Genomic DNA, 24,748 nt, shown 5'->3' on the forward strand with positions numbered 1-24,748 from the left:
AAAGCGTGGACCCGGCCGACGCCGTCTTGCCGTAGTACCGCCTGTGCCGGAGTTCAGTCCTTGGTCTGCTGCCGGGGCCTGAGCTCGACGGTGAATGTGGGCAGGAGGAACTGCGTGATCGGTCCGATGGACACCGCATAGAGCGCGGTGCCGAGCCCGAAGATGCCGCCGAGCAGCCAGCCGACGATAACCACGCTGACCTCGATGAGTGTGCGCACCAGACGGATCGACCTTCCGGTGACCCGGGACAGGCCGGTCATCAGGCCATCGCGTGGGCCCGGCCCGAACTGCGAACCGATGTACATCGCCGAGGCGACGCCATTGAGGATGATGCCGCCGATGAGGAGGGCGATGTTCCACCACAGTTCATCGGGCTGGGGCAGGAACAGCCGCGTGAGGTCGAGCGAGGGGCCGATGAGGAGCGCGTTGAGCACCGTCCCGAGCCCAGGCTGCTGTCTGAGCGGGATCCAGATCAGGAGGACGAGGAACGAGGTGATCGTCACGATGGTGCCGAAGGTCAGAGGCAGGTGCTTGATGATTCCGGAGTGGAGTACGTCCCAGGGCATCATGCCCAGGCCCGAGGTCACGATCATCGCCATCGAGGCACCGTAGAGGTAGAGACCAAAGATCAGCTGCGGCAGACGACGGGGGAGTCGACCGCTCTTGAGCTGTTGGATGGGACCGATATTCGCAAGTTCGCGTTTCGGTACGGGTGCTGATGACATCGTTGGTCTTCCGGCTCGTTCTGGCTGATAATCCCATCATGTCTTGAACTGGTCTTGTATTAAAGGTCCAATTGAAACAAAGTGGTCGTATCTCCACCGCTTCGGTGGACGAGTCATCGACACAGCGAGGTTGGTATGAGTACACCAGTGATGAGCGGGACCCGATTGGCCGGCATCATCGGCACCGGACCCTGGCCCGGGCCAGCCTATGATGCGCTGACGACTCGGATCTCGCGTGCCATCGGCGATGGTCGCATCCCGGTCGGAGCCCGACTGCCCAGTGAGCGAGAGGTCGCCGCCGCGACGGGTCTGTCTCGGACGACCGCGACCCGTGCCTTTGCGAAGCTGCGTGAACAGGGCTTCGTGCACACCCGTCGGGGCTCGGGCAGCGTGGTCCGGCTGCCGGAAGTGCCGGGCGGACGAATCGATCATCTTCTGACCCCGACAGGATCGAACGAGGCGGAGATCGACCTCACGTGCACCGCATCGGTGGCACCGCCCTGGCTGCTGGAAGCCTACGAACGTGCAGTCGCCAACGTCCACGCCTATCTGCCCGGAACCGGGTACTACCCCTCGGGGCTGCCCGTGCTCAGGGAGATCATCGCCGAACGATTCACCGCTCGCGGAGTCCGCACCGATCCCGATCAGATCCTCATCACCTCCGGCGCCTTCGGTGCCGTGGCCATTGCCGTACGGGCTCTCAGCGAGGGGCGGGGCCGGGTGCTCATCGAGAGTCCCACCTACCCGAATGCAATTGCGACTCTCGAAGGGGCCGGAGCCTCCCTGATCCCCTATCCGCTCGAGCAGGGCCCCGACGGACACCACTGGGACATCGACGCCATGGATCACATTGCGCGCCAGACCCGGGTGCGCTCGGCCTATCTCATTCCCGACTTCCACAATCCCACCGGTGCGCTTCTGCCCGAAGAGCAGCGCCCCAGGCTCGGTGCGATGCTCAGACGCAACGCAATCGTGCCCATCTTCGATGAATCCCTGGTCGAGTTGGGCCTTGACGGTGATCCGACACCGACGCCGATGGCAGCCTTCGTGCCCGACTCGATCACGGCCGGCAGCACCAGCAAGATCTTCTGGGGAGGACTGCGCGTCGGGTGGCTGCGAATTCCCACCCACCGCATCGACTCCATGGCATCTACACGGTTGAGCCTCGATCTCGGGGCTCCGGTCCTCGAACAGCTCGTCGCCGTCGAACTCATGCGCGACCATGATGCGATCGTCGATGAATACCGGGCCAAGCTGCGCGCGGCCAGGGATAGTCTCGCGGCCCAGGTTCGCTCTCATCTTCCATCGTGGGAGGTCATCGTGCCCGGAGGAGGAATGGCTCTGTGGTGTCGACTGCCAGAGGAGCGCTCGGGTGCCCTGGCCATCGCGGCACGCAACCACGGGCTCGGACTGGTCTCCGGACCGAATTTCGCCCCGGCCGGGGGACTGGACCGATGGATCCGACTGCCGTACACCGTATCCGAGACGGATCTGGACCAGGTCGGCTCTCGTCTGGCTGCTGCCTGGGACGATGCTCTGACGTTCACCGACCGTGTCCCGGCGGGGCGGACCCGGACCGTCGCCTGAACCGTCTGAAGGGCCTGGGGGACGGGCGCTGGGTACCATGAGGTCATGGACCAGGACACAGGCGACGCCGAGGCGCTCAATCACGACGAACGGTATTCGACGGCCACGACCGTCGAAGACTTCAGGATCAACCTCGCCGAGGTGAACCGGCGCATCGAGTCCGCCGCCGTTCGAGTGGGCCGGGACGCAGCTGAGGTCGAGCTGCTGCCGGTCAGCAAGACGGTCCCGCAGGAGAGGATCCGGCAAGCCGTTGCAGCCGGCTGTCACAAGCTCGGAGAGAATAAGGTGCAGGAGGCCTTTCGAAAGTCAGGCGAGATGGCTGACCTTGACATCGATTGGGCCGTCATCGGCCATCTGCAGTCGAACAAGGCCCGTGACGTGGCGAAGTTCGCATCCGAGTTCCAAGCCCTCGACCGCCTCAAAGTGGCTGCTGCTCTTGACCGACGGCTCCAAGCCGCGGGACGCAGCCTCGATGTCTACGTCCAGGTCAACACGTCCGCCGAGGAGTCGAAGTTCGGAATGCCGCCGGAGGAGCTGCCCGGTTTCCTGCGCGAACTGCCGCAGTTCTCGGCCCTGAAGGTCCAGGGGCTGATGACTCTCGCGATCTTCTCCTCAAACATCGCTCGTGTGCGTACCTGCTTCCAGCGTCTGCGGACCCTGCGGGATCAAGCCCAGGACACCAACCCCGAGCTGATCGGTCGGGGAAGCCTGTCAATGGGCATGTCCGGAGACTACGAGGTGGCTATCGAAGAAGGAGCGAACTGCGTCCGGGTGGGTCAGGCCATCTTCGGCAAGAGGGCACTGCCCGACAGCTACTACTGGCCAGAGAACAGTTGACTCCTGCGCTGTGCTCGCGTCACTGACCAGACACCAGGTTCTCTGGTACCTCATCGCCATCGGGGCAGGAGCTCTCATCGGTCTTGGCCTGCCGGGGGCATCACCGCTGGCCGCCGCTGCGATCACCCCCTGCCTCATCGCACTCCTGTTCGTGACCTTCCTCGACATCCCCTTCGATGCGGTTCGAGACTCCTTCACCGACGTGCGATTCCTCGGAGCTGTTGCCCTGGCGAACTTCCTCATCGTCCCGCCCGTCGTCGCCGGACTCCACGCCGTGATACCTCTGAGTGACGAGCTCGTAATACCCGTCCTCATCGTCCTGCTCACCCCCTGCATCGACTACGTCCTCGTCTTCACCCGACTGGCCGGGGGAGACCACGTCCGTCTGCTCGCACTGACCCCGGTGCTCATGATCGTTCAGATCATCCTGCTGCCCGTCTACCTGTGGATGATCCTCGGCGGCACCGGCGTAGGTGCGATCACTCCCGGACCAGTCATCACCGCGCTGCTCGTCTTCATCATCATCCCGTTGGCAGCCTCCGTCGTGGCGCGTGGACTCGCCCGCCGATCGACGCTCGTGGAACGGAGCATCCACGCAGCCTCACAGTCCATGGTCATTCTGATGATGGTCACCCTGGCTGTGATCGCTGCGGCACAGGTCCCGCTGATCACACCGCACCTGTTCGACCTGAGCGGTGCCATCGCGGCATTCGTCGTGTTCGCCCTCGTCATGACCGGTCTCGGATGGTTCATGGCTCGCACGATGTCGCTGCCGGTGGGAACCGGACGCGCCCTGGTCTTCACCGCGGTGACGCGCAATTCGCTTGTCATGCTCCCGATCGTGCGAGCCATCACCTCTGACGGACTGGGCCCGGCAGCCGTGGTCGCACAGACGTTCGTCGAGCTTGTCTTCATGCTCATCCTCGTCCGTGTGGTCCCACGCATCCTCCCCGAAACCGTGGTGTCCGAAAACCGCTAGTATTGTCCCGATCTGGGGAGCAGAATGGTCATATGCTCACCACAGATCAGTGCTATCAGGCAGTAGCCGGGCGCGACAGGCGCTTCGACGGAATGTTCTTCACTGCCGTGCGCTCAACCGGAATCTTCTGCCGCCCGTCGTGCCCGGCGAGAACGCCGCTGCGTAAGAACGTCGATTTCTATCAGACGGCAGCTGCGGCCTCGGATGCCGGATTCCGGGCCTGCAAACGGTGCCGCCCGGACGCCAGCCCGAATTCTCCCGAGTGGGACACCCGAGCTGACATCACGGCTCGGGCCATGCGACTCATCCAAGACGGACTCGTCGATCGGGCAGGAATCTCCGGGCTCGCCTCGGCGCTGGGATACAGTTCACGCCAGCTGGGTCGAGTGCTCCAGTCCGAACTGGGGGTCGGCCCCCTCGCCATCGCCCGGACCGAACGAGTCCGGACTGCCCGCACCCTGGTCGAATCCACGCCGCTGTCCATGAGCGAGATCGCATTCGCCGCCGGATTCTCAAGCATCCGTCAATTCAACGACACCTTCCGTGCCGTCTATTCGTCGAGTCCCAGAGATCTGCGCGACGGTCGCAGCGAACCTCGCAGGGGGCAGGACATCGTCGTTCGTCTCGCCTACCGTCCACCGCTGGACCACGTTCACCTGTTCAGATATCTGGGATTGCGTGCGATCGCCGGCGTGGAAGACGTCAGCGATGATCACTACACCCGCTCGCTGCGTCTCGCCCACGGGGCAGCCGTCGTCACTCTGGTCCCGGGGTCCGGAGACTTCATCGAATGCCGCCTCCGCCTGGCCGATACCCGCGATCTCGGCAGCGCAGTGGCCCGGGCACGACGAATCCTCGACCTCGATGCGGACCCGACCGCGGTGGCAGCGACGATGGCAGCCGCCGGCCTCTCAGAACTCGTCGACAGGTACCCAGGGATTCGGTCCCCGGGAACCGGTGACCCGGTCGAACTCGCAATCCGCACGGTCCTGGGACAGCAGATCTCGGTCACCGCCGCACAGACACACCTCAACCGCCTGGTCACCGCCTACGGTCAGCCGCTGCCGGAGGACCTGAGAGTCGGCACTGTCGACCGAGTCTTCCCGACGGCAGCAGCCATCGCGGAGGTTCCGGACGAGCACTGGTCACTGCCGGGCCGCAGGATCGAGACTCTCCGCGCGCTGAGCGCAGGGCTGGCAGACGGTTCGATCAACCTGGGTCCTGGCTGCGATCGGGAAGAAGTCAACGACAGCCTCCTGGCACTGCCCGGCATCGGACCCTGGAGCCTCGGCTACATCCGAATGCGCGCACTGGGAGACCCCGATGTCCTTCTCGGCTCAGACCTTGGAGTCAAAAAGGCGCTGGAGTCGCTCACCAGTTCAGAACCGACGTCGACCTCCTGGCTCCACAGGGTTGACCGATGTCGACCATGGCGGTCCTACGTCACGCATCTGCTGTGGGCCCATCATTCGCACACACAGTCACAAACACAGACACACGATCAGAATCGGAGAAGGCAATGACGACAGAGATGACACGCCCCACCACGGACACTGTTCGCTATACGGTCATCGACTCGACGTTGGGTCCGATCCTGCTCACCTCGGACGGTGAGCACCTCACCGGACTCTATCTCGATGACTTCGACACAGTCCTGGAACGACTGGAGGCGAAAGTCGGAGTCGCGCCGGTCCTCGACGACGACCTCACACTGTTCGCCACGGCAGATAAACAGCTGGGGGAGTACTTCTCCGGCACCCGCACCGACTTCGACCTTCCCTTGGCACCGACGGGTACCGAGTTCCAACGCACGGTCTGGCAAGCACTGACGACGATTCCCTACGGCACAACCGCCGGATACGGAGAACTCGCGGCGTGGATCGACAGACCGACAGCGGCACGGGCGGTGGGAGCGGCCAATGGCCGGAACCCGATCAGCATCATCGTTCCCTGCCACCGGGTGATCGGAGCGAACGGCGCTCTGACTGGCTACGCCTGGGGTGAAGAGAAGAAGCGGACGCTGCTCGATCTTGAAGCCAGCCACTGTGTGAGATTCAGCGGTACATGGCGGTGTTTTTTCAACTTTTCGTGGCAGTACTGAGTTCACGATCTCCACATGCGTCTACGGACTGTTCGGCGAAAAATGAGCGTCGAGACTCTCTCGCCCTGCTCGATTGGACAGCCTCAGTCGTGAAAATCTTCAGGCTCCTTCGGGATGCGTTTGTCCATGAGACAGAACCTATTTCCTTCCGGATCGGCGAGGACGTGCCAGCTCCCTGACGGAGCTACGTCTGTTCGCTTCGCACCTAGGGACAAGAGCCTCTCGAGCTCGTCCGCTTGACTGCGGTCAGTCGGACACAGATCGAGATGTAGAGTTCCATTTACGGGAGTATCGTCCGAGCGATCGAAGAGAATCGTCGGAGCATTCGACGCCCCAGAGATAGCGACCCCCGTTTCATCCTTGGCCGAAATTTCGTATCCGAGTGCTTCGCACCAAAATCGGCTCAGCCGATCTGGGTCCTGGGCCTTGACTACGAGGTCCCCAATTCGACTGGTCATGGGCTCACCCTACTTGGAGCCTGAGGCGACGATACGTAACTGCATGGTTGGAGTCTGTTCTCAGAGCATGGCGAACGAGCGGCCGCTGCGGTGGAAACACCAACGGAACTGTCGTGCGAATCGACGTCACTTCACTGCCGCCATCACCGAAAGCGCTTGCGTGGAGGCTGGACCGATAACGGTCGTTTTAGGGCCACCGGCGAGCTGTCCTGAGCGATGTGAGTCGCAGCGGTAAATGGCACGTTTTTCGCGGCACCTAGTGGCCGATGAGGGGGAGCCTGCCGAGCTGCCTCTACAGCCTCGGGTGACAACTCGTCGAGGTCGATCACGGTCTGCACCCGCTAGATCTGAGTGAGCAGTCAGTCCACGAGGAAGAAGTTGCCTGCGGCGACCCGGAGGATGGCCGCGATGGCGGTTGTGTGGGCGACGCCGCATGGCCCCTCGCTTTTTACGCAGATTTCCTCGAATCAATCCATCGACACTGTCATTGATAGCTGATAGATTAGAGTAATACACTCTAAGGATAGTCTCAATATATTATATTCGTTACACTTAGGGAAGTTGCGTTGTGTTTGCTCATATATTTTATTCTCATATTCACGGCGCTTCAGTTCGTGTTTCGATGGATCGCCCGCAGCAACAGCATGATGGTGACTATTATTGCACTGTGAATATCCAATGCGCCAAAGCAGAGGTTGACACTTCAATGAATGCTTACGGCGTTGACCCCTTCCAGGCGATCGAAGCTGCTGTCACTATTGCTCGCGCTCAGATGAAGCACATGGATCCTGAACTTATTGTTAGCTAAGCAACCCCTTTAAGACTCCGCTAATTATTCGAGCGTCAACTTAGTTTGGAGAGATAATGAGTTTCATGCCAATTATTTCCACCGCAGCCAGCATCCTACTGATTTTCGGTGGCGCTGAGGGGGTTCGGCATCGCCTCAAGGTGCCTCTTCCAGCTCTAACGCTTCCAATTTAATCTGCTCAGAGGTTAGAACGGCTGCTGCGGCAGCGGGTGACGCCAAGCCGATGACAGCGAAAGAAACCTGCGAGAACGAATATAACTACAATATCGATAGCTGCAAAAAGCGCTTTCCGGGGAATACTAATACTGCAAAACAAGACCGAGCGCAATGTTATTCGAATGCAATGAGAGCTTATGCGGATTGCCTTAAGGGTGCGGATTAATGACTCTTCATAAATAGGGCCTGTGAGCTTCGGCGATAATTGGCGGCACCCTTCCATCGCACAGTGGCGGTGCAGGCACTATATGGTCCCGGCGTGTCCTGGTAAGTTTCGAGGATGAGCGATCAGCAGCACCAGAGTTGGCAAAGAGGCGACCATATTTAAGGGCGCACTGCCGAAGGCGCAGCTGTCTTCTCGGCTGGTCGAGAGCAACCTTGTACCGTCATCGGCAAGCCGCCAGAACTTTCGACCCTCTGGCCCAGTCGAAGTGTGATGGCAGAGCCGGGCGCACCCCCGTCATCCGCAGGGAACGGACGCCGTTGTGAACAATGGGTGTTCCTGCTATTCGACGAGCGAGCGTGCCCGTCGGTAGAAAGTTGCCCTGGACATTCCGAGGTCTCGCGCCGCTTGCGCAGCCGGTTCACCGCCTTCGATGAGACGGATAGCGTTGCGGACCTGGCTATCGGTGATACGGCGGGGTCGGCCGCCCAGATCAAGGCCGGCGTCACGGCGTTTCTTGATGGAGTCAGTGATGCGTTCGCGTTTGATCTCGTGTTCCATCTGTGCCAAAGCGGCCATGATCGTAAACAGCATCGATCCTATCGGCGTCGCAGTGTCCACATCTCCGCCGCCGAGGTTGAGCACCCGCAAACCGGCACCACGGCCTCGGAGCTCTTCGGCGAAGGTCAGCATATTCTGCGTCGAGCGGCCTAAGCGGTCGAGCGTGGTGATAACGAGAGTGTCACCGTCAATGAGCGCGTCGAGGGCTCGATTGAACTCGGGTCGTGAAGCGCGTGCGCCCGAGACGCCGTGGTCGACGTAGAGGTCATCGCGGCGAGGAGGTCGGTTTGTTGTCGGTCGGTAGATTGATCGCGGGTTGATACGCGCGCGTATCCAATGAGTTTCGCCATACGAGTGCTCCAATGTGTCTCATAACTAACGGTCAGTACACCGATTCATCACTCAGGTTACAAGACATAGTTATAAGAATTTCTCACCTGGCCAACACAGCTGAGAATTCGCGGAACTCAGTTCGGCCCGAAAGCTCAGAATCGGTGTATTGATGAGACGTCGCGTATCCCTAGGGTTGTGAGACGCCTGAAGATTCAGGAAAGGCCGGGCGCAAGGTGTCCATCTGCTCTAACAAGAAGAGCTATCGCTGCGGCCACGTGTAGTCATCCGGCGGAGAGAATTGTGCTCCGCCTTCGGCCCATTGAAGGACTCCGCGGAAAGTATTGGAGTCAGATTCACCGGTCGTGACCGTGGGTTCAAGCAGGAGCCCAAGAGTATCGTCGGGACCACTGCATGCAGTGTCGTACCACGTTCCTGTTGCTCCCGGCTCGACCCTGTCGGTCACTGACCAGAGTTCATAGCCCTCGGGATTGTATGTTGAGTGAGTGAACTCTGAGCTGGGTCCTTCTAGGTTGACAAATGATGGCGGCCAAATCTCGTTGGGTTTGAAGTCAGAACCAGTAAAGTTGTCATATTTCAGCGAGACCAACTTCCAATGGCCATCGGTGGCGCTGCAGTCATGCCTGGTCTGTTCTTCGAGATAGTCCTGTTCACCGCCCTGACCGGAGGCGACGATATCGGCGGTCACAGCGAAACCATCAGGGTAGGTGAATGTATTGCCGAACCCTTGGGATATTCCGTCGAATCCGGTGGCGGTGTAATCATCGACGCCTTCAACAGCAGCGTCATCAGTCTCCATCGGCACACCCGGCTCTGAGTCTTCTTGCCCTGGTGCAGCCGCCTGGGAAGCTGCTTGCCCTCCGGTCGCTTTCTGTGTTTCGTCACTATCGGCCTGCGAGGCCGGTGATTCTTCTGGCTGCGACTGGGTTGCGTTCGGAGTTGCACAGGCTGATAGTCCCAGAACAACGAGCAGGAACACGGTCAATTTTTGCTTCATTCTTATCGCCCTAATATGTTTTCGACCGCCTGCCCACATGCAATCGAGTTACCTATCCGAAAAGACCCCGATTAGTACTCGTCAGGACGCACGAGCGCTGCGTCACCAACTTGGCGCTGACGGAACGCATGGAGCAGATTTCTGATTTCAAGCGGCACAACTATCGAGTCAGGAGCAACAACCGGAGGCAGGGTTAAGGGAACCAAGATCGATGAGGACGGAAACTGATCCTCAGCCTGGCAGAGGGCGCGGACTCGTTGTATATAAGCGTCCAAGTCTTCTTCGCCATACCAGTTGAATCCGACGAAATCGTTGGCAACCGCCAGCGGATCGATCCCCCAGCGCGCAATGCGCGCAGCTTGTTCCAGGCCGAATCTGCTATCCGCTTTCACACGTTTAATCTTCTGGTGGCGTCTGAAGACGAAGAACGCAGTCAGGGCTAAAAGGCAGAGTGGGGGAAGAGTGAACATCAAGATGAACACGACCACATTCGCGAGCGAACCTGACTGTGTCCACCCCGCGTCTTTCGTGACCTCAGTAAAGGCGTAGATTGAAATCCAGATCGCTATGGCAGTTGCCAGCGAGGTTGCTAAGGCAAGAGCCAGTAGGGGTAGTTGCCGAAGCGCACGACGTCGCGTTTTGAACCTGACCGATTCTTCCTTGGGGATCTCGGCACGAGCAGCGAGAATGGCTTGCGCCCACGCAGTGGTCCACGCGTGGTGGCGCTCATTGAACGTTTGCAGCAGTTGTTGCGCTTCGCCGTGCCATTCTGCATAAGCCAACCCATTGTCAGATTGGCGCCACATGGCGAGATGGTAATTGTGTTCGGCCTGCGTTCGTTGCCGATCCAGCTCAAGTTGCTCGGCCTGGAGCGCGGTCTGTCGCGACGAATTCACCGCCGTCGCGACGTTGGCGACAGCACTGATCGAGGTCGCCGTGTTGATGCTCTTCAACTGCGCAGCGTTTTGCTCGGTGAGCTTCTCAGTGTTCTTCACCGCTTTGTAGTATTCGTTGACCACAGTCCGACCTCTCTTCAGTGGCTTGATGCGCAAACAGCAATGGGCGGGTTTCCTAAATTAACGGGAAGCTCTGAGCGCCACTGTCTCATCTCAGGCTTCGCACTTCGCAATTGCCTTATCGATTGCGTCCTGATCCAATTTGAAGTCCGCAACGGGAGCGAACGAGGAAGGACTTGGCGTGACAATCTTCTCGAGGCTTTCGAGTTCCTCTGCGCCCGTCGTTGTCTCGGGAACAAGCGGTTCCCCCTTGGCAAAGGGGCATATATCAGAGTTGTATTCTCTCGAGGCAGTGCGCCACCCGTAGTCGCCAGTCGATACTGAATAGGTGGGCTCGGCAGTGCTCAGTGAGATCCACCTGCCGATACTCAACATGGTTCTCTCGCCGTCATCAGTTCTTAACCAATATGCGGTCCGAGTGAAGAGTGTTACTGTCAAGCCCATGTAGTCTTCTACGGGCACCAATTCCGCGTTCCAGGCGTAGGTGAAACGGCTATCATCTTCGATGCGGTAGGAGCTACTGATCGGCTGAACGTACGCCACTGACCAGGTGTCGCGGTCTCTCGCGTCTTTTTTCGCCTGTTTGCGCATGTTGTCGCTGAGAACGCCTGGAGCGGACGAGGCGAACTCGTCGACGAGTTGCTCGACGTGTTCTTTCGATGTGGCTTGGTCTAAGCTGAGCTGCTTTTCAGCGAGCTTGATGACGTCCTTGCTGACCATCTCGACCTGGTCGCCGCTGAACTTATCCGTGTCTTCGTTGAACGGTTCGATCTTTGCATCGGTCAGCAGGTCCCAGTCCTCGATCTTCTCCTGAACAGGAGCCAATCGCTGTTCAGTTGACTCTGTTTTCGTGGGCTTCTCAGTAGTCTCCACGGCAGGTGCGCTGCAGGCCGATAGGAGTAAAGTTGCGGAAATCGCGAGAGCCATGAACGGCTTGGGCATGAGCGGTCCTTCAGGGTGTTTTGTGTATCCGAATGTAGTAGAGACAACAGATTCAGTTTGATACATGTGCTGTAGTTTTCCGTCACCGCGAACGCACTGCAATCAAAACGTTATGAACATTCGACATACTTCAGCGGGGGTACCTCGTCGTCGGGAACCCTCGATCGGGCCTCTGCCATGTGAGTCGCAGCGCTAAGTGATGAAGTTTTCGTAGTGCTTAGTGGTCGACGACAGCGTGACGGTAGCTGTTAGGACTTGCAGCCTCTTCTGAACATTGTGAGAGCCATGCCACATACCGCTGCGACTCGCTCTCGATCGGTAAGCGGACAATTTCACTGTCGGCGAGACGCCTCATATCCCTAGGAATACGAGACGTCTCACCGGCGTCGTAGCTTTGCGCTTTCACGGTGAACCGATTTCCGCGATTTCTATGTCAGTTTCAGAAGTGGGCTGCAAAGAGTTCAGACCTCGCCTGCACACACGAACCTGCTTCCCGGCTCAAGGACGACCGACTTTGTCTGGCGCCATCAGGTACCGCGGGGTGACGAGATTTTAACCCAGCGACCGCCCATATCAACCACCGACGAACTCTCAGGTAGCATTAAGATTCGTCCCCTCCCCCTCTGGAAAGGCTTCTCGTTTGATCCCCTCCGATAGACCCCTAGCAAGCGATCGGCTCACAAAGCCCTACCGAAGGGCACTCACCTTTGGCATGGTTTTTGTTCTTGCATCAGGTGTAATGAGTTCTGCTCCCGCTCAGGCATCGTCGACAGAGAACGCGAACAACGACAGCTCTCAAGTCACTGTTGATCTCGACCACCCTATAGCGTTCGACAGTGCTTTGACTATTGCTCAAGACTCTGCTACCGATCATCAGGCCACCGTCGAATCTTTCGAGTTCATGATCGGCAACGGTATTGGTCACTATATTTACGACTCCGACCTCTCACTCTCAGCCAATGAATCCCTGGCACTTGAAAATCTCGCGGACCAAGCTCCCGGCGGTACCCCAGCGATTACAGAGATCACTTTCGAGATCCCAGAGCAAGACTCAAGCCCCCATGCGCGCTCTACCACTCCTGACAAAGATCTGACCGAGTCAGTGGCCGAAGACGCGGAACAGGAGAAAGAACAGGACGCGGGAGATGTTGATCTTGCCAAGGTTCGAGACGCACAGATTGGTACTCAGGAAGCAGCCGAAGCAGAAGCCCAGGCAGCGGCCGACCCCAACAAGCCCTCCACACGAGCACACCCCAATGTGACTTGGTTCCAAACCAAGGACAATGTAAAAGGCAAAAGGCAACTCATCGTCATGGAGAGCTGGCTCAATTCATCCAACGCCAAGAAAGCGCCCTTCTGGTGGGGATCCGAAACTCAGCTCTACCAGCACAACAAGAAACTGTCATCCAAGAAGGTCCGCCCATTTTGCCCTGCTGATACAGACGATCGGTTTTGGGCCGACGCTCGCCTTAAAGGCGCGTCAATGACCATGGTCGTCAACGACGGTACGGGAGACAGCTCCCTGAAGAAAATGGAGACATACATCGACAAAGAGCACTCGTCGGATGAGTGCTCTAAAGGAGCAATCGGGTTCGGCATCGGCAAACCAGCGGCCATGCCCGACATGAAGTTTAAGAACGGGAAGACGACAACTCACCAGACCGTGTATGTCGACATGAGGCTCAAGCCGGGAAAGAACTCATGGAGCCACGTATCGGCTGCGACTAAGTATGTGCAGAACAACTGCAATCCCCAGCCTGCAGGAACGAAATGCATGGGCCTTGGCCTCAACCCAGCGCGAAACTGGCCAGCCAGCCTCGGAGGGCCTAAATCAACCGACATGCTGTTGCTGAATGCTAACCGCAACTGGCGGACACCGACCCACTTCTCGTGGGACGAGTACGCTGATAAACGACCGAAAGCACTGAAATGACCAAAGCCTTGGAACATCAATCAGCAAGGTGGAAGCACCTCTTTTCCCCATGGCCGCTGGCTGGAATCGGAATTGCATTTCTTGTCTGCTCATACGTCGCTGGTTACATTCAGACTCACGTGTTGAATGGGATTGCGGGTGGGCGCGGTTGCGCCACACCGCCACCGGGTACTGAAGTAGCTTCATATGGTGTCACGATGAACCCGTTGCCTCCTGCGGCTGCATGCCACCAGGTAGTCAATAGTGCAACCGCCACTTTCGACCAGGTTGAAATCCACTGGCTCGGCCCAGCTCTCTTCCTGTTCATTCTTGCAAGCGGTTGCCTCCTTGCTTCGTTGTGCGTCGCTGGATATCGCTTAGTTCGATTCTTCAAATAGCCTCAACAAGATCTGTCTACAAACCCTAGGGATACGCGACAGTCCTCTACGCTGCTGAGTTCAGGGGGCTGTCCCCGACACTGCACCCCACTAGTAATCGGCCGTAGCAAACACTAGGCACGTGTGAATGGCTTCAGAATCAAGTTGGGAATCTACCTCGTTCGTGCGATGTCAACGAGGTAATCGAACTATAGAATTTCGAAGCCATCACCCCACGTAAAGGATCAAAATACACATCACAAGTGTCAAATTGAGGCGATTGAGCGCTCTCTTCATAGCAGTCATCGGAGCATTGACTCTGACATTCGGGCCAGGAGGATCGGTGCTAAGTAGTGCCGCCGCGGAAGTAGATCCTAAAACCTTTGAGACTGATTCGCAGGAGTCTTCAGTCTCAGAATCGACTAAGGCGCAACGAATCGTCATCGCCCCGTCCCGGATCGATGAAACCCTTGGGCTCTCCGCCGAAGCCCAATCCGGGCAAGTCACTGAAGCAATCAAAGCCGAAACCACCTGTTCTAAAGCCCCCGACGGGTCCAGCATCTGTGCGACGGTGGGCGAACTGGACAGTTCTGCTTTGAAGCCTCATGCGACGCTACCTCTGCCGAAAAATGTTTGCAAAGCGGGCGTCCGCTCGTCCGACCGAACAAACGGCTGTGTTGGTACTCCTCTCACTATCAAACATCACTCTGGCAAGGGTGCGGTGCTCGGTACTCTCACTGGGACCGTCTACGTCTACCAGTACAGCGCGACGAATCAGACCCGTATCGGAAACCAACTCACCATGGTGATCTCAAAAACTACGGGAACAGGCAACAAGTTCTCGATCGCCGGCACCTCACCGAAATGCACCGGAAACTGTTCTCGCACTGGATCAGTGACATCGCTCGCAGGAAAGGCGATGCAAGCCGGCAAAACGCTGAGCGCGGAAAGTTACTACAACTGGACAGGGAAGACGACCAGGTCAAGTCAGTCGCTGTCATGGAACCTCACGGTTAAGCATCCAAAGGTCGCACAAATCCTTCCGTTCAGCTATGCAGGTGCCAGCCCAGTGCGTTGCGACAAAGAGTACAAGAGCTATTCTGCCGGATGCATCATGACGAAGGGACAGGTCGCAATCGGTTACGATAAAGGCCCCTACCCAAGCTTTGCTCGACACGTCAGCGAAGCACAAAAAAGCGGTCTACCCGGCAAGACCACAGCATTGAAGAGGCTCAAGGCCGGACAGTCTTCAGCAAAAAATCGTTCGAAGGCCTGCCCTTCGCGTCTCAAGCGACCGTCCGGTCTATCTTGTGACGAGTATCCATTCGCTTCAACACAGCAGGGTGCCTATTACGGTGGTGGTGCCGGCCGCACTTTCAGCAAGTGCAACATTGCCGACAAATCTTATCCTGTTGGCGCAAAAGGCGCGAAGGGGTACAGCGCATGTATGATTCCGCAGAAGGAAAATTCGGCAGCCGGATCCGATCTCAGCAAGTTCTTCAAGGAAAGTCGAGTGCTGACAGGCGATCCGTTCTATGTCCAAATTCTTTGAGAGACAGTTGACTGACATGTACACGCAGGTAGTTCAAACTGAGAACTGGCGGCTCCGCCTCATCCCTTTGGTGGCTTCTTCCATTGCTGAGACAGTTCTGGGCGGGACAGTCTCAGCCGATGGCGAGGGAACGCTTACACTCCATACCGGAGCGATGTATGGGCCGGTTAGCGCAAGCTTCGAATTGCTTGATCAATCGCCAGGGGAATCAGCCGGTGCATGGGAAGACGTTGTCGAGCTGGGTGCACGAGCAACTGACTCCGAACCGTTGGCGTTGGTTGGAATCTTCAGCGATAGTGTTGAAGTCGACGAGAACGACACCGGCGCGGCAGTGCTCGAAGGCGGTCAAGAATATCGCCTCCGCATTCATGTGCGTGGCCGAGATGATTCGGGAACCGACGAGCTGATCGAACCCAACCTTCCCGCAAGAGACCACTTACTCATCCAAGTGTGGCCATCGGTCGTTACCGAACCTGAAGTCTTGAAAATGACGTCGGCCAAGGCGAAAAGCGACGATGAAAACCCCGAGTTCTACAGTGGTTCCGGTGCTCTCACCCTCGGAATGGGGGATCCGGACTTTGAGGCGCTCAAAGCTCAGAGCCTTAGGGACGCAGGAGAGTAGTCATCCGAAAGCGAAATGAAGGTTCCGTCGCTTGTCAGAAGCATCGGAGCGGCGGGACTTTCGTTACGCCGTGGCCATTGACATCGGTCCGAAATGGTGCGCGTTGCATAGCGGGATCACTTGGCTCGTTGTTAGTTCTCAAAAGTGGGCGATTCGCAGCCTCAGCCTGTCTCATAACTTACCTGTCTTAAAACCCATGTCATGCGAGACTCCTTGCGGCTGGAGCTCAAACACGCAGTCAATGAGATTCGCCCCGCCACTGAGTGTTGTCATAAGACCGCCATTTATCGCTGAAGCTCACACAGCCACTGAGAGAACAGCCTCGGAGCAACAAGTCGCGGAGAGATCATCCGCAGACCCACGCACACGAAGAAGGATCCGGTGCACACGAAGAAGGACCCGGCCTCATGTTTATGAGACCGGGTCCTTCGTGTGGTGGAGGTAAGGGGATTCGAACCCCTGACCTTCTCCATGCCATGGAGACGCGCTACCAACTGCGCCATACCCCCGCTTGCTCGATCAATATTACTCAGGTGCACCCACGACGACAAATCGGGCGACAGTGACGCTGACCACATTGACTCTAGTGAGCATCGCCAAGCGCGTGGTCTCTGACGATGACCGGGGTCGGATGTGATCCCGGCCCCGGTCATCTGTCAGCGATCATCAGATCATCGGGCGCACCAGATAGAGGTATCTCGTGACTTCACGTTCGCGCTGCTCCTGCAGCCGCTCATCTCGAGCGAGCCTGCGGAACCGCGCGTTGCGACGCTCCAACGCGATCCGATCGTGATCCTTGGTGGTCTCTGGTGGACGGCGGGCCCATTGGATCAGCTTGAGCCCAGCACTCAGCGCAATACGCCGTGGATATGTGAATGGAAATGCCGTAGACAAAACGATTCCTTAATGTTTTCGGGCAGGGGAAATGCCCAAATGAGAGTTAGGGAAAATGTCCGATATCAAAGAGCTGCAGAACAACTCAATGAACCGAGTGAAAGCGACGTCCGGAATCTGGATCCGTTGCTGTTGCCGAACACAGTCGATGAAAACTCGCCCGAGGCACGCCTGTGGCGCGAGTAAGTTTCCGGCGATGTCACGGCGACTGCCGTCGGCAGATGTGATCAGTGAAATGGGTCCAGAGCCCAAAGGGTCGGTGAGGTTCGTGAAAGCACGTACCTGTAGAACTCCAGTGTCCTACGCGAGCTCGGCGCATGCCTCGATGCTGCGAATGAGCGCCAACGGTGGCGTCAGTGCGGCGTGGAGGCAGGACGACCCTGCGGGAGAAACGTACCGGTGTTCACGTGACCGGTGGAGAAAGACGAGAGATGCGGCTGGATTCAGCCGACGAGTCCTTGTCCGCCAGTCAAGCAGGCAGTGATTCCGATCCAGCGATGCTGGGGATGGGGAAATGCGATGAGTTTCAACATTCTCCTGCGCTCCTTTCTTGGTCTTGGATCTCGTTTGAGCGGCGTCAGCGCTCAGAATGAATGGCTGCAATTGTGGGGTTTGTGCGAATCCTTAATTGCAATCTCGAATTTGTCACAAATGAAGAACTCTGTGTGGTTTCTGGGCATTCTTTTTGTGAAACTTCTGCGACTAATGAGCACGGTGGCCTAATCGCGGATTATGGGGAGGGGAGATCTCGTCTCCAGCCCCGTGCTTCCAGACTCGGGGTGCGCGGTCGAGGAATCCCCAGGCAGCGACGTAGAATCTTCTCAGACTCGCGACTTACTGGGGGAAGACAATGTCACAGGCACCTGCTACTGCTCGACGACTGGTCGTCGGATACATCGCCACCGACCGTGGACGTGACGCCATCGCTCTGGCGATCTCCATGGCACGATCGGCCGGCACCGAACTCATCATCACGATCGTCCGTCCGGAAGCCTCGACCTTCACCGCCGGCAACTCCATTCCGCAGGATGGGTCCGGCATCGTCTCACAGCAGCTCGAGGACTGGCTCGACGAAGCTCTGGCATTGGTGCCGGACGATGTCACGGCTCGAGGCGTCATCCACACCTCGTCGAACGAGTCCAAGGGGCTGATGGAGGTTGCTGAGGCCGAGGGCGCATTGGCCATCGTCATCGGTGCGCGAGCCACCACATTGATGCGTTCGTTCCGCATCGGGACTGTCGCGACCTCACTGCTGCACTCGTCCGAGGTCCCTGTCGTCTTGGCGCCAGCCGGGAACTCGGACATCGGCCCGATCTCGCGCATCACAACGCTTTTCGGCGCCCGGCCAGGCGCTGCGGCGCTCATCGGTGCGGCCGTGCAGTCCGCCGATGCCCTCGACGTGGATCTCCGTCTCCTGTCTCTGATCGAGAACGATGGTCTCGGTGAGGACGACACCGCGGAGATTCAGGAATTCGCCGAGGAATACGGGGGAGCGGTGCTGGCTGCGCGTGCCGCGAAGATGTTCGAGTCGGGGCGAGCCGTGGTCAAATCACAGGCCGGAGCCGACATCGAAGACGCCGCCGCCCGAGTCGACTTCCAACCGGGCGAGATCGCATTCATCGGATCGAGTCGGCTCGGGCGAGGCGGGCGCGTCTTCATCGGCGCACGAGCCCGCCGACTGCTGCGGGTGCTGCCAGTCCCCGTGGTCGTCGTGCCTCGCAGAGCCGTCAGCGCCATCACTCCGCCGTGAGTCCCTCAGTTCCGACGCGCACGAACTTCACCGTCGACGGTGACTCGACTGCGGCGTGGGTGCACTCCTCAGGGTCGAGCGCCCGTCCTGTGCTCATGGTCCACGGCTTCCGCGGCGACCACCACGGAATGGACCTCATCGCAGGCGCCATCCGAGACCGTGATGTCATCGTCGGTGACCTGCCCGGTTTCGGGCTCACGCCTCCGCTGGCGTCCGGTCTGAGCCTCGATGCCTACTGCGATCACCTGGCTGGCCTCGTCGCCGAAGTGACTCGGCGGTGGCAGGCTGTCCCGATCGTTCTCGGGCATTCCTTCGGCTCCATCCTTGTCGCGCACATGGCCGCTCGCCAACCGTCCACGGCGCCTGAGCTCATCCTCATCAATCCGATCACCACGCCCGCTCTCGAGGGTTCGGCCAAGGTGCTGACTGCCCTGACCCGTCTGTACTACGGTCTCGGTGCTCGGCTGCCGGAGACGATCGGGCACCAGCTGCTGGCCAACCCTGTGATCGTGCGTGCGATGAGCGAGGTCATGGCCACGACACGAGACCGCGGGCTGCGACGCTATATCCATGATCAGCATGCTCGTCACTTCTCCACCTTCAGCGATCGGACCTCGCTGGCAGAGGCCTTCGACGTCTCGGTCGCTCACACCGTCGCCGAGGTGGCCGGGCAGCTGTCGATGCCCATGCTCGTCATCGCCGGGGACAAGGATGCCATCGCACCGATCGCGGCGACTCGCCGCTTCGTCTCAGACCTGGCCGATGCCAAGTTCGTCGAACTCTCCGGGGTCGGGCACCTGGTGCACTACGAACGACCGGATGCAGCCGCCTCGGCGATCATGGATTTCTGTCGCGGTCGGGACTGAACCTGTCACCGAGCCTCGACGATGAGCCCGACAACGGCAGCGCATTGAGAAATGGCAGAGAAAAGGGCCGATGCGAATCAACGCATCGGCCCTTTTGCTCGTGCCGTCAGGTTTGGGGGCGGTCGCTGACCCAGTGGTAGACGATGGGCACGAGGAAGGCGAGGCAGGAGGCGAGCAGTCCAGCCCAGAAGAGCCAGAACTCGGTGCCAGGTGCTCCGAAGAATCCTGCGCCGAAGAGATACAGCCCGAAGATGAAGAGGGCGAACGAAACGATGAAGACGATGACGTCAGCGAACGATGCTGAGTTCCGAGTTCTCTTCGTTGTGGCGATATTGGACATATTCTCCTCCGACGGTCATTGGGTGCAGGCTCACACACACTGCACATAAGTCTACATGTCGTAGAGAAGATTCCGGTGCTGGCAGTCGCCGAAGTCGCGGCGATTATCCGTCAGTCGCGTTCGGTGCTTCGCTCCGGGACCAGCCAACCCAGCAGAGCGGAGACGATCGAGACGATGACTGCGGCGATGATGGCCGAGGGGAAGAAGGAGTCGATGGTGAACTCGAATGGGGTGAAGCCGCTGAGCCAACTGGTCAGAGCCAAGATGACCGCATTGATGACGATCGAGAACAGACCCAAGGTCAGACACGTGATCGGTGCCGAGACGAAGCTGAGGATGGGTTTGATGAACGCATTCGCCAAACCGAAGATCAACCCGACGACGAGGTAGGAGATGATCGTGGCGGCGATCGTGCCGGTCTGGTCTTCGACAACCTGGTTTCCTTCGATGGCGACGCCAGGCAGAATCCAAGCCGCAACCCAGATCGCACATGCGTTGACGACAACTCTCAAGAGGAAATTCATAGAGATATCGTCGCATTCTCGTCTGCATTCTTTCTGAGTCACGGGTGAGAATGAGGTCCGTGCCGGCGGCCTGTCTCCTGGTCTTCGCCGAGGCGTGGGGGCGACAGGATTGCACACCGTGTGATGCCGATGGTGAGCAAGCTCAAGTGACTAAGTGCCTATGGACCCTCGTGCACGCGGTCCGATCCCGGTAGCCTGGGAGGAGCGCCTATTGAGCGCTGACAGTGACAGCAGCGTGCATCTACCGAGTGATTTGATCCAGGTCACCACGGCGGCACCGATCCCCATCACCATGATGGGGGAGAAACTGGATTGATATGCCCAGCAATGAAACCCGCATCAGACCTGACGAGACGGCAGCACCGAAGCTGCTCAAGATCGTGGGCCCCAGCTACTTTCCGATCGCCTTCGTGGCCCGCCTGCCCTACGCCATGGTCGTCATCGGTGTCCTCACCCTTGTCGTCGCCGGCCGAGACTCGCTGAGCCTCGGCGGAATCAACTCCGCCATGGTCGGACTGGGAACGGCGATCTTCGGCTCCTTCATCGGGGCCGCCGCCGACCGTTGGGGCCAGCGTCGCGTGCTGTTGACCATCGGCCTGCTCAACAGCATCGCACTGATCTTCATGGCCTGGGTGGTCTTCAGCCCCCTGCCCGATTCTGTGGTGCTCATCGCCGCCTTCGCCATCGGTGCCACAGCCCCGCAGGTCGCCCCGATGTCACGCTCGCGTCTCGTCGAGATCATCATGTCCAAGCTCGCGGGCCCCAGACAGCAGAAGACGCTCAACTCGACGATGGCCTACGAGTCGGCCGCCGATGAGTTCGTCTTCGTCTTCGGTCCCTTCATCGTCGGTCTCCTCGCCACGACCCTCCACCCGGTGGCGCCGATCATCGGCGCGGTGATCATGACCTTGGTCTTCGTGACCTCATTCGCTCTCCACCCCACCGGCCGTGCGCACGTGAGCACGTCGACACAGCCTCGCGCCCAGGCGCCGGCGAAGGAACTGTTCACCTTCGGCGTGTTCGTCGTCGTCCTCGGCGTCTTCGGCATCGGACTCGTCTTCGGGTCAACGCTGACGGCGCTGACCTCGCTGACGAACGATCTCGGACGTCCCGAGGAAGCGGGAATCATCTACGGCATCATGGGCATCGGCTCAGCGATTCTGGCCATCACCGTCGCGCTGTTCTCACCACGCTATGCTTTGTGGGCCAGGCTGCTGTCCTTTGCACCGCTGATGTTCATCGGCTCCGTGATCATGGCGTCCTCGACCTCGATGGTCACCGTGGTCATCGCGCTTCTGCTCATGGGCTGCGCGGTCGGGCCGACGCTGGTGACATTGTTCAGCCTCGCCGCCGAACGCAGTCCGCTCGGTCGTTCTGCCACGGTCATGTCGATGGCCGGGTCCGCGATCATCGTCGGTCAGTCGGTGGCATCGGCAGTCAACGGAATCCTCGCCGAGGAGGCCGGAACCTCGGCCGCAATGGCTGTCCCGATGGCGGCTTCCGCACTTGTGCTCGTCGCGGGCCTGCTCAACCTCCTCTGCGGCAGAAAAGCCCGAAAAAGAGACCTGGTTCACTCGTAGTTTCCGCTTATTGGGACAGCGTGTCCCAGCATTGGGAGCGTGTGACCTGAGCAATATCCGGGAGTAGCATTGCCGGTTGTTCACAGTGAATCGCGCACCAGAACGACAGTGCGCGTTTGCACGCCACAACGGAAAGCACGATATGTCATCAAGCACCTCAACCACTGAGGCCGCGCGGAACGATACCCGATTCTTCGGGCACCCGCTTCCGCTCATGCAGCTGTTCAGCCTCGAACTGTGGGAACGGTTCTCCTACTACGGCATGAACGGCATCCTCGCCCTCTACCTGTACTTCCAGGTCTCCGAGGGCGGACTGGGAATGCCGCAGCCAACCGCCATCGGAATCGTCGGCGCCTACGGCGGCGCCGTGTTCCTGGCGACGATCCTCGGTGCATGGGTTGCCGACCGGATCCTCGGTGCGGAGCGAATCCTCTTCTACTCGGCGATCATCATCATGGTCGGCCACATCTGCCTGGCGCTCATCCCCGGATTCGGCGGCGTCGCCTCCGGTCTCATCCTCGTTGCACTCGGATCCGGTGGTCTCAAGGCCAACGCCTCCGCTCTCGTCGGTGAGCTCTATACCGAGAAGGACCCGCGCAGGGATGCCGGATTCACCCTCTTCTACATGGGCGTCAACATCGGGGCCCTCCTGGGACCGCTGATCACCGGCCTTCTGCAGAAGGAGATCGGATTCCACTTCGGCTTCGGCGCCGCAGCAATCGGTATGGCTCTGGGTCTGATCATCTATGCGACAGGTCGTAAGAACCTGCCCGACGAATCGCGGGGTGCGGTCAACCCGCTGGCGACCTCGAAGCTCTACCTCTTCCTGGCGGCCATCGTCGTCGCAGTCATCCTCATCGTGATTCTCTGGTTCTCCGGTGTCGTCAACCCCGACAATCTCGACTGGTGGATTGCGGGAATCTCAGCCGGTGCAGCGGCCTGCTACTTCATCGTCATGGGTGTCAGCCCGCAGACGAATGCCGATGAGCGTTCACGGGTGCTCGCATTCATTCCCTTCTTCATCACCTGCGTTGTCTTCTGGTCCCTCTACCAGCAGATCTTCGGAACGCTCACTGCCTATTCCGACACGCAGATGAACCGTGAGATCTTCGGCTGGGAGATGCCGATCAACTGGCTCCAACTCATCCCGCCGATCTTCGTCATCGCCTTCGCTCCGGTGTTCTCGGCGATCTGGTTCAAGCTGGGCACACGTCAGATCTCGACTCCGGTCAAGGCAGGGCTCTCGCTCATCCTCATCGGCATCGCATTCCTGCTGTTCCTGCCGTATGCGAATGCCGGCGAGCATGAGACACCGCTGCTGTGGGTAGCATTCATCCTGCTGCTCTTCGTCTTCGCAGAACTGCTCATCTCACCCATCGGTCTGTCCTTCTCCTCGAAGGTTGCCCCGAAGGTGTTCCAGTCACAGATGATCGCCGTCTTCTTCCTCGCCTCGGGCGTGGGAACGGCTCTGTCCGGTGTGCTGGGCGGCTACTACTCGGCCGACAATCAGACACCGTATTGGACATCTATCGGCGCGGCGTCGATCGTTCTCGGTCTGCTGGCTCTGACCCTGACGAAGCCGATGCTCAAGGCTCTGCGCGGCATCCGCTGACCCTTAGCAGTCCCATCGTGGCTCCTTCGAGCTGCAGCGAACTCCCTCGCTCACACAGTGTGAGCGGGGGAGTTTTCTCATACTCCGATGAAGATGGGCAGCGCCTCGGGATGGTGGGCATGGACGATTGTGAGGAAGACGAGCGCGTCGAAGAGGAGGTGGACCGTCACGGTGTATGGCAGCGACTTCGTCCGGGTGAAGATATAGGCCTGGACGAGTGCGAACGGAATCGTCAGCACCGGTCCGATCGACCGATAGCCCAGCTCCCAGAGGAAGGACACGAAGATGACGGTGGTGAATACGTTCGCGGTCCAGAAGGCGAAGTGCTTGCGCAGCAGAGCGAAGACCGTGCAGATGAAGAACAGCTCATCCCAGATGCCGACGGCGTTGACGCCGAAGAAGAGACGGACGATCTCATCCCACTGCGTCACCGGCGGCCAGTTGAGATAGACCCCAGTGCGCATGAAGTACTGGGGGAGGACGAGCCAGGCGACGACGATCACGAACAGCAGCCACGCCCACTCCAGACGCGACCATCGCTGCCCCCGACGCAGCGGGAAGACGATGGTGCGGTCCTTGAAGCCGTAGCGGGTGATCAGCCAGGGCCCGATCACTACGGCAGAGAGCACGACCCCCATGCGAGCGATATTGGACCACGAGATATCGGCGGCCACCGAGATCGACGAGATCAGACCCAGGCAGCCGGCGATGACGCTGAGGTCGCGTGCGAATTCCCGGTCGGCGCTCCAGGCGACGATGAGGGAGGCTACCATCGGTACATACCCGAAGGCTCTCACCTCAGGAAACGTGGTTCCCAGTCCGAACAGGACGAAAGCGGACAGTGCCAACAGCGTCGCGGCCAAGCCTGGCCAGGAAACGAGGTCGAATCGGCGAGAATCAGTGTCGAATCGTGTTTGAGTGTCCACGCCTGCCACTCTAAGTCACCACTGTCCGAACGCGAGTGCCCGAAGCGGCAAC

22 protein-coding genes, 1 tRNA gene and 1 pseudogene are annotated in these 24,748 nt (G+C 59.2%); 13 read left to right on the forward strand and 11 right to left on the reverse strand.

Features of this window, described 5'->3' with window-relative positions; translation table 11 throughout:
• Nucleotides 1-53 precede the first annotated feature (53 nt).
• A complete protein-coding gene (yczE, locus tag CXR25_RS09105) occupies nt 54-725 on the reverse strand; it encodes a membrane protein YczE (RefSeq protein WP_069600079.1) in 672 nt (223 codons plus the stop codon).
• Between the two features lie 135 nt (nt 726-860).
• Between yczE and yczR the strand changes: the two genes are divergently transcribed.
• From yczR to CXR25_RS09130, 5 genes are read left to right on the forward strand one after another with little or no spacing between them, the layout of a single operon-like run.
• Entirely contained in the window at nt 861-2,312 is a 1,452-nt protein-coding gene (gene yczR, locus CXR25_RS09110; protein WP_029417403.1) for a MocR-like transcription factor YczR, read from the forward strand.
• A gap of 45 nt (nt 2,313-2,357) precedes the next feature.
• Nucleotides 2,358-3,149 (forward strand): YggS family pyridoxal phosphate-dependent enzyme, encoded by a 792-nt coding sequence (locus tag CXR25_RS09115; protein WP_125240527.1) that lies wholly within the window; start codon nt 2,358-2,360, stop codon nt 3,147-3,149.
• Nucleotides 3,150-3,159: 10 nt separating this feature from the next.
• The gene (locus tag CXR25_RS09120; RefSeq protein WP_069600080.1) at nt 3,160-4,128 is read left to right on the forward strand and encodes an arsenic resistance protein; all 969 of its coding nucleotides are present in this window, start codon (nt 3,160-3,162) and stop codon (nt 4,126-4,128) included.
• A gap of 32 nt (nt 4,129-4,160) precedes the next feature.
• Complete coding sequence (locus CXR25_RS09125) at nt 4,161-5,651, forward strand: Ada metal-binding domain-containing protein (RefSeq protein ID WP_096158693.1); 1,491 nt, start codon at nt 4,161-4,163, stop codon at nt 5,649-5,651.
• Nucleotides 5,648-6,229 carry a methylated-DNA--[protein]-cysteine S-methyltransferase gene (locus CXR25_RS09130; protein ID WP_226833752.1) on the forward strand — a complete coding sequence of 194 codons (582 nt, stop codon included), beginning with the start codon at nt 5,648-5,650 and terminating at the stop codon, nt 6,227-6,229. The genes CXR25_RS09125 and CXR25_RS09130 overlap by 4 nt, the downstream gene beginning before the upstream one ends.
• 83 nt (nt 6,230-6,312) lie before the next feature.
• On the opposite strand, the gene CXR25_RS09135 is transcribed toward CXR25_RS09130, so the two are convergent.
• Nucleotides 6,313-6,687, reverse strand: coding sequence for a VOC family protein (locus CXR25_RS09135; RefSeq protein ID WP_069600082.1), 375 nt, complete (start codon nt 6,685-6,687; stop codon nt 6,313-6,315).
• A gap of 568 nt (nt 6,688-7,255) precedes the next feature.
• Between CXR25_RS09135 and CXR25_RS19370 the strand changes: the two genes are divergently transcribed.
• Entirely contained in the window at nt 7,256-7,495 is a 240-nt protein-coding gene (locus CXR25_RS19370) for a DUF6968 family protein (protein WP_420807962.1), read from the forward strand.
• A gap of 721 nt (nt 7,496-8,216) precedes the next feature.
• Here CXR25_RS19370 and CXR25_RS09140 read toward each other — a convergent pair.
• The 4 genes and pseudogenes from CXR25_RS09140 to CXR25_RS09155 form a co-directional block, all read right to left on the reverse strand.
• A pseudogene (locus CXR25_RS09140) lies at nt 8,217-8,785 on the reverse strand (recombinase family protein).
• Nucleotides 8,786-9,027: 242 nt separating this feature from the next.
• The gene (locus tag CXR25_RS09145; RefSeq protein WP_125240528.1) at nt 9,028-9,783 is read right to left on the reverse strand and encodes a hypothetical protein; all 756 of its coding nucleotides are present in this window, start codon (nt 9,781-9,783) and stop codon (nt 9,028-9,030) included.
• 71 nt (nt 9,784-9,854) lie between these two features.
• Nucleotides 9,855-10,802 carry a hypothetical protein gene (locus CXR25_RS09150; RefSeq protein WP_125240529.1) on the reverse strand — a complete coding sequence of 316 codons (948 nt, stop codon included), beginning with the start codon at nt 10,800-10,802 and terminating at the stop codon, nt 9,855-9,857.
• 90 nt (nt 10,803-10,892) lie between these two features.
• On the reverse strand, nt 10,893-11,741 hold the full coding sequence (locus CXR25_RS09155; protein WP_114385006.1) for a hypothetical protein: 849 nt from the start codon (nt 11,739-11,741) through the stop codon (nt 10,893-10,895).
• 739 nt (nt 11,742-12,480) lie between these two features.
• On the opposite strand from CXR25_RS09155, the gene CXR25_RS09160 reads away from it, so the two are divergent.
• From CXR25_RS09160 to CXR25_RS09170, 3 genes are all read left to right on the forward strand, one after another.
• Nucleotides 12,481-13,674, forward strand: coding sequence for a hypothetical protein (locus CXR25_RS09160; RefSeq protein ID WP_009884203.1), 1,194 nt, complete (start codon nt 12,481-12,483; stop codon nt 13,672-13,674).
• A 636-nt stretch (nt 13,675-14,310) separates the two neighbouring features.
• The gene (locus tag CXR25_RS09165; RefSeq protein ID WP_125240530.1) at nt 14,311-15,582 is read left to right on the forward strand and encodes a NucA/NucB deoxyribonuclease domain-containing protein; all 1,272 of its coding nucleotides are present in this window, start codon (nt 14,311-14,313) and stop codon (nt 15,580-15,582) included.
• The gene (locus tag CXR25_RS09170) at nt 15,566-16,204 is read left to right on the forward strand and encodes a hypothetical protein (protein WP_114385007.1); all 639 of its coding nucleotides are present in this window, start codon (nt 15,566-15,568) and stop codon (nt 16,202-16,204) included. Before CXR25_RS09165 ends, CXR25_RS09170 begins: the two co-directional genes overlap by 17 nt.
• Nucleotides 16,205-16,637: 433 nt before the next feature.
• On the opposite strand, the gene CXR25_RS09175 is transcribed toward CXR25_RS09170, so the two are convergent.
• Both CXR25_RS09175 and CXR25_RS09180 read right to left on the reverse strand, forming a co-directional pair.
• A tRNA-Ala gene (locus CXR25_RS09175) sits at nt 16,638-16,713 on the reverse strand.
• A gap of 157 nt (nt 16,714-16,870) precedes the next feature.
• Nucleotides 16,871-17,098, reverse strand: a complete 228-nt coding sequence (locus tag CXR25_RS09180; protein WP_125178134.1) for a hypothetical protein — start codon at nt 17,096-17,098, stop codon at nt 16,871-16,873.
• An 850-nt stretch (nt 17,099-17,948) separates the two neighbouring features.
• Here CXR25_RS09180 and CXR25_RS09185 point away from each other — a divergent pair.
• Together CXR25_RS09185 and CXR25_RS09190 are read left to right on the forward strand one after the other, a co-directional pair.
• Nucleotides 17,949-18,848 carry a universal stress protein gene (locus CXR25_RS09185; RefSeq protein WP_009882459.1) on the forward strand — a complete coding sequence of 300 codons (900 nt, stop codon included), beginning with the start codon at nt 17,949-17,951 and terminating at the stop codon, nt 18,846-18,848.
• Nucleotides 18,845-19,714: an alpha/beta fold hydrolase gene (locus CXR25_RS09190; protein ID WP_096161908.1), complete on the forward strand. Its 870-nt coding sequence runs from the start codon at nt 18,845-18,847 to the stop codon at nt 19,712-19,714. The genes CXR25_RS09185 and CXR25_RS09190 overlap by 4 nt, the downstream gene beginning before the upstream one ends.
• Nucleotides 19,715-19,820: 106 nt before the next feature.
• Here CXR25_RS09190 and CXR25_RS09195 read toward each other — a convergent pair whose 3' ends face one another.
• Both CXR25_RS09195 and CXR25_RS09200 read right to left on the reverse strand, forming a co-directional pair.
• A complete protein-coding gene (locus CXR25_RS09195) occupies nt 19,821-20,054 on the reverse strand; it encodes a hypothetical protein (protein WP_114385008.1) in 234 nt (77 codons plus the stop codon).
• Between the two features lie 110 nt (nt 20,055-20,164).
• Entirely contained in the window at nt 20,165-20,578 is a 414-nt protein-coding gene (locus CXR25_RS09200) for a phage holin family protein (protein WP_009882456.1), read from the reverse strand.
• 317 nt (nt 20,579-20,895) lie between these two features.
• Here CXR25_RS09200 and CXR25_RS09205 point away from each other — a divergent pair, with 317 nt between their 5' ends.
• Nucleotides 20,896-22,158 (forward strand): MFS transporter, encoded by a 1,263-nt coding sequence (locus CXR25_RS09205; protein ID WP_069600096.1) that lies wholly within the window; start codon nt 20,896-20,898, stop codon nt 22,156-22,158.
• A gap of 142 nt (nt 22,159-22,300) precedes the next feature.
• A complete protein-coding gene (locus CXR25_RS09210; protein ID WP_009882453.1) occupies nt 22,301-23,770 on the forward strand; it encodes a peptide MFS transporter in 1,470 nt (489 codons plus the stop codon).
• Between the two features lie 77 nt (nt 23,771-23,847).
• Here CXR25_RS09210 and CXR25_RS09215 read toward each other — a convergent pair whose 3' ends face one another.
• Nucleotides 23,848-24,696 (reverse strand): CPBP family intramembrane glutamic endopeptidase, encoded by an 849-nt coding sequence (locus CXR25_RS09215; protein ID WP_308298009.1) that lies wholly within the window; start codon nt 24,694-24,696, stop codon nt 23,848-23,850.
• Nucleotides 24,697-24,748: the final 52 nt, after the last annotated feature.

The organism is Brevibacterium aurantiacum (genome assembly GCF_003932995.1).
Classification (GTDB): domain Bacteria; phylum Actinomycetota; class Actinomycetes; order Actinomycetales; family Brevibacteriaceae; genus Brevibacterium; species Brevibacterium aurantiacum.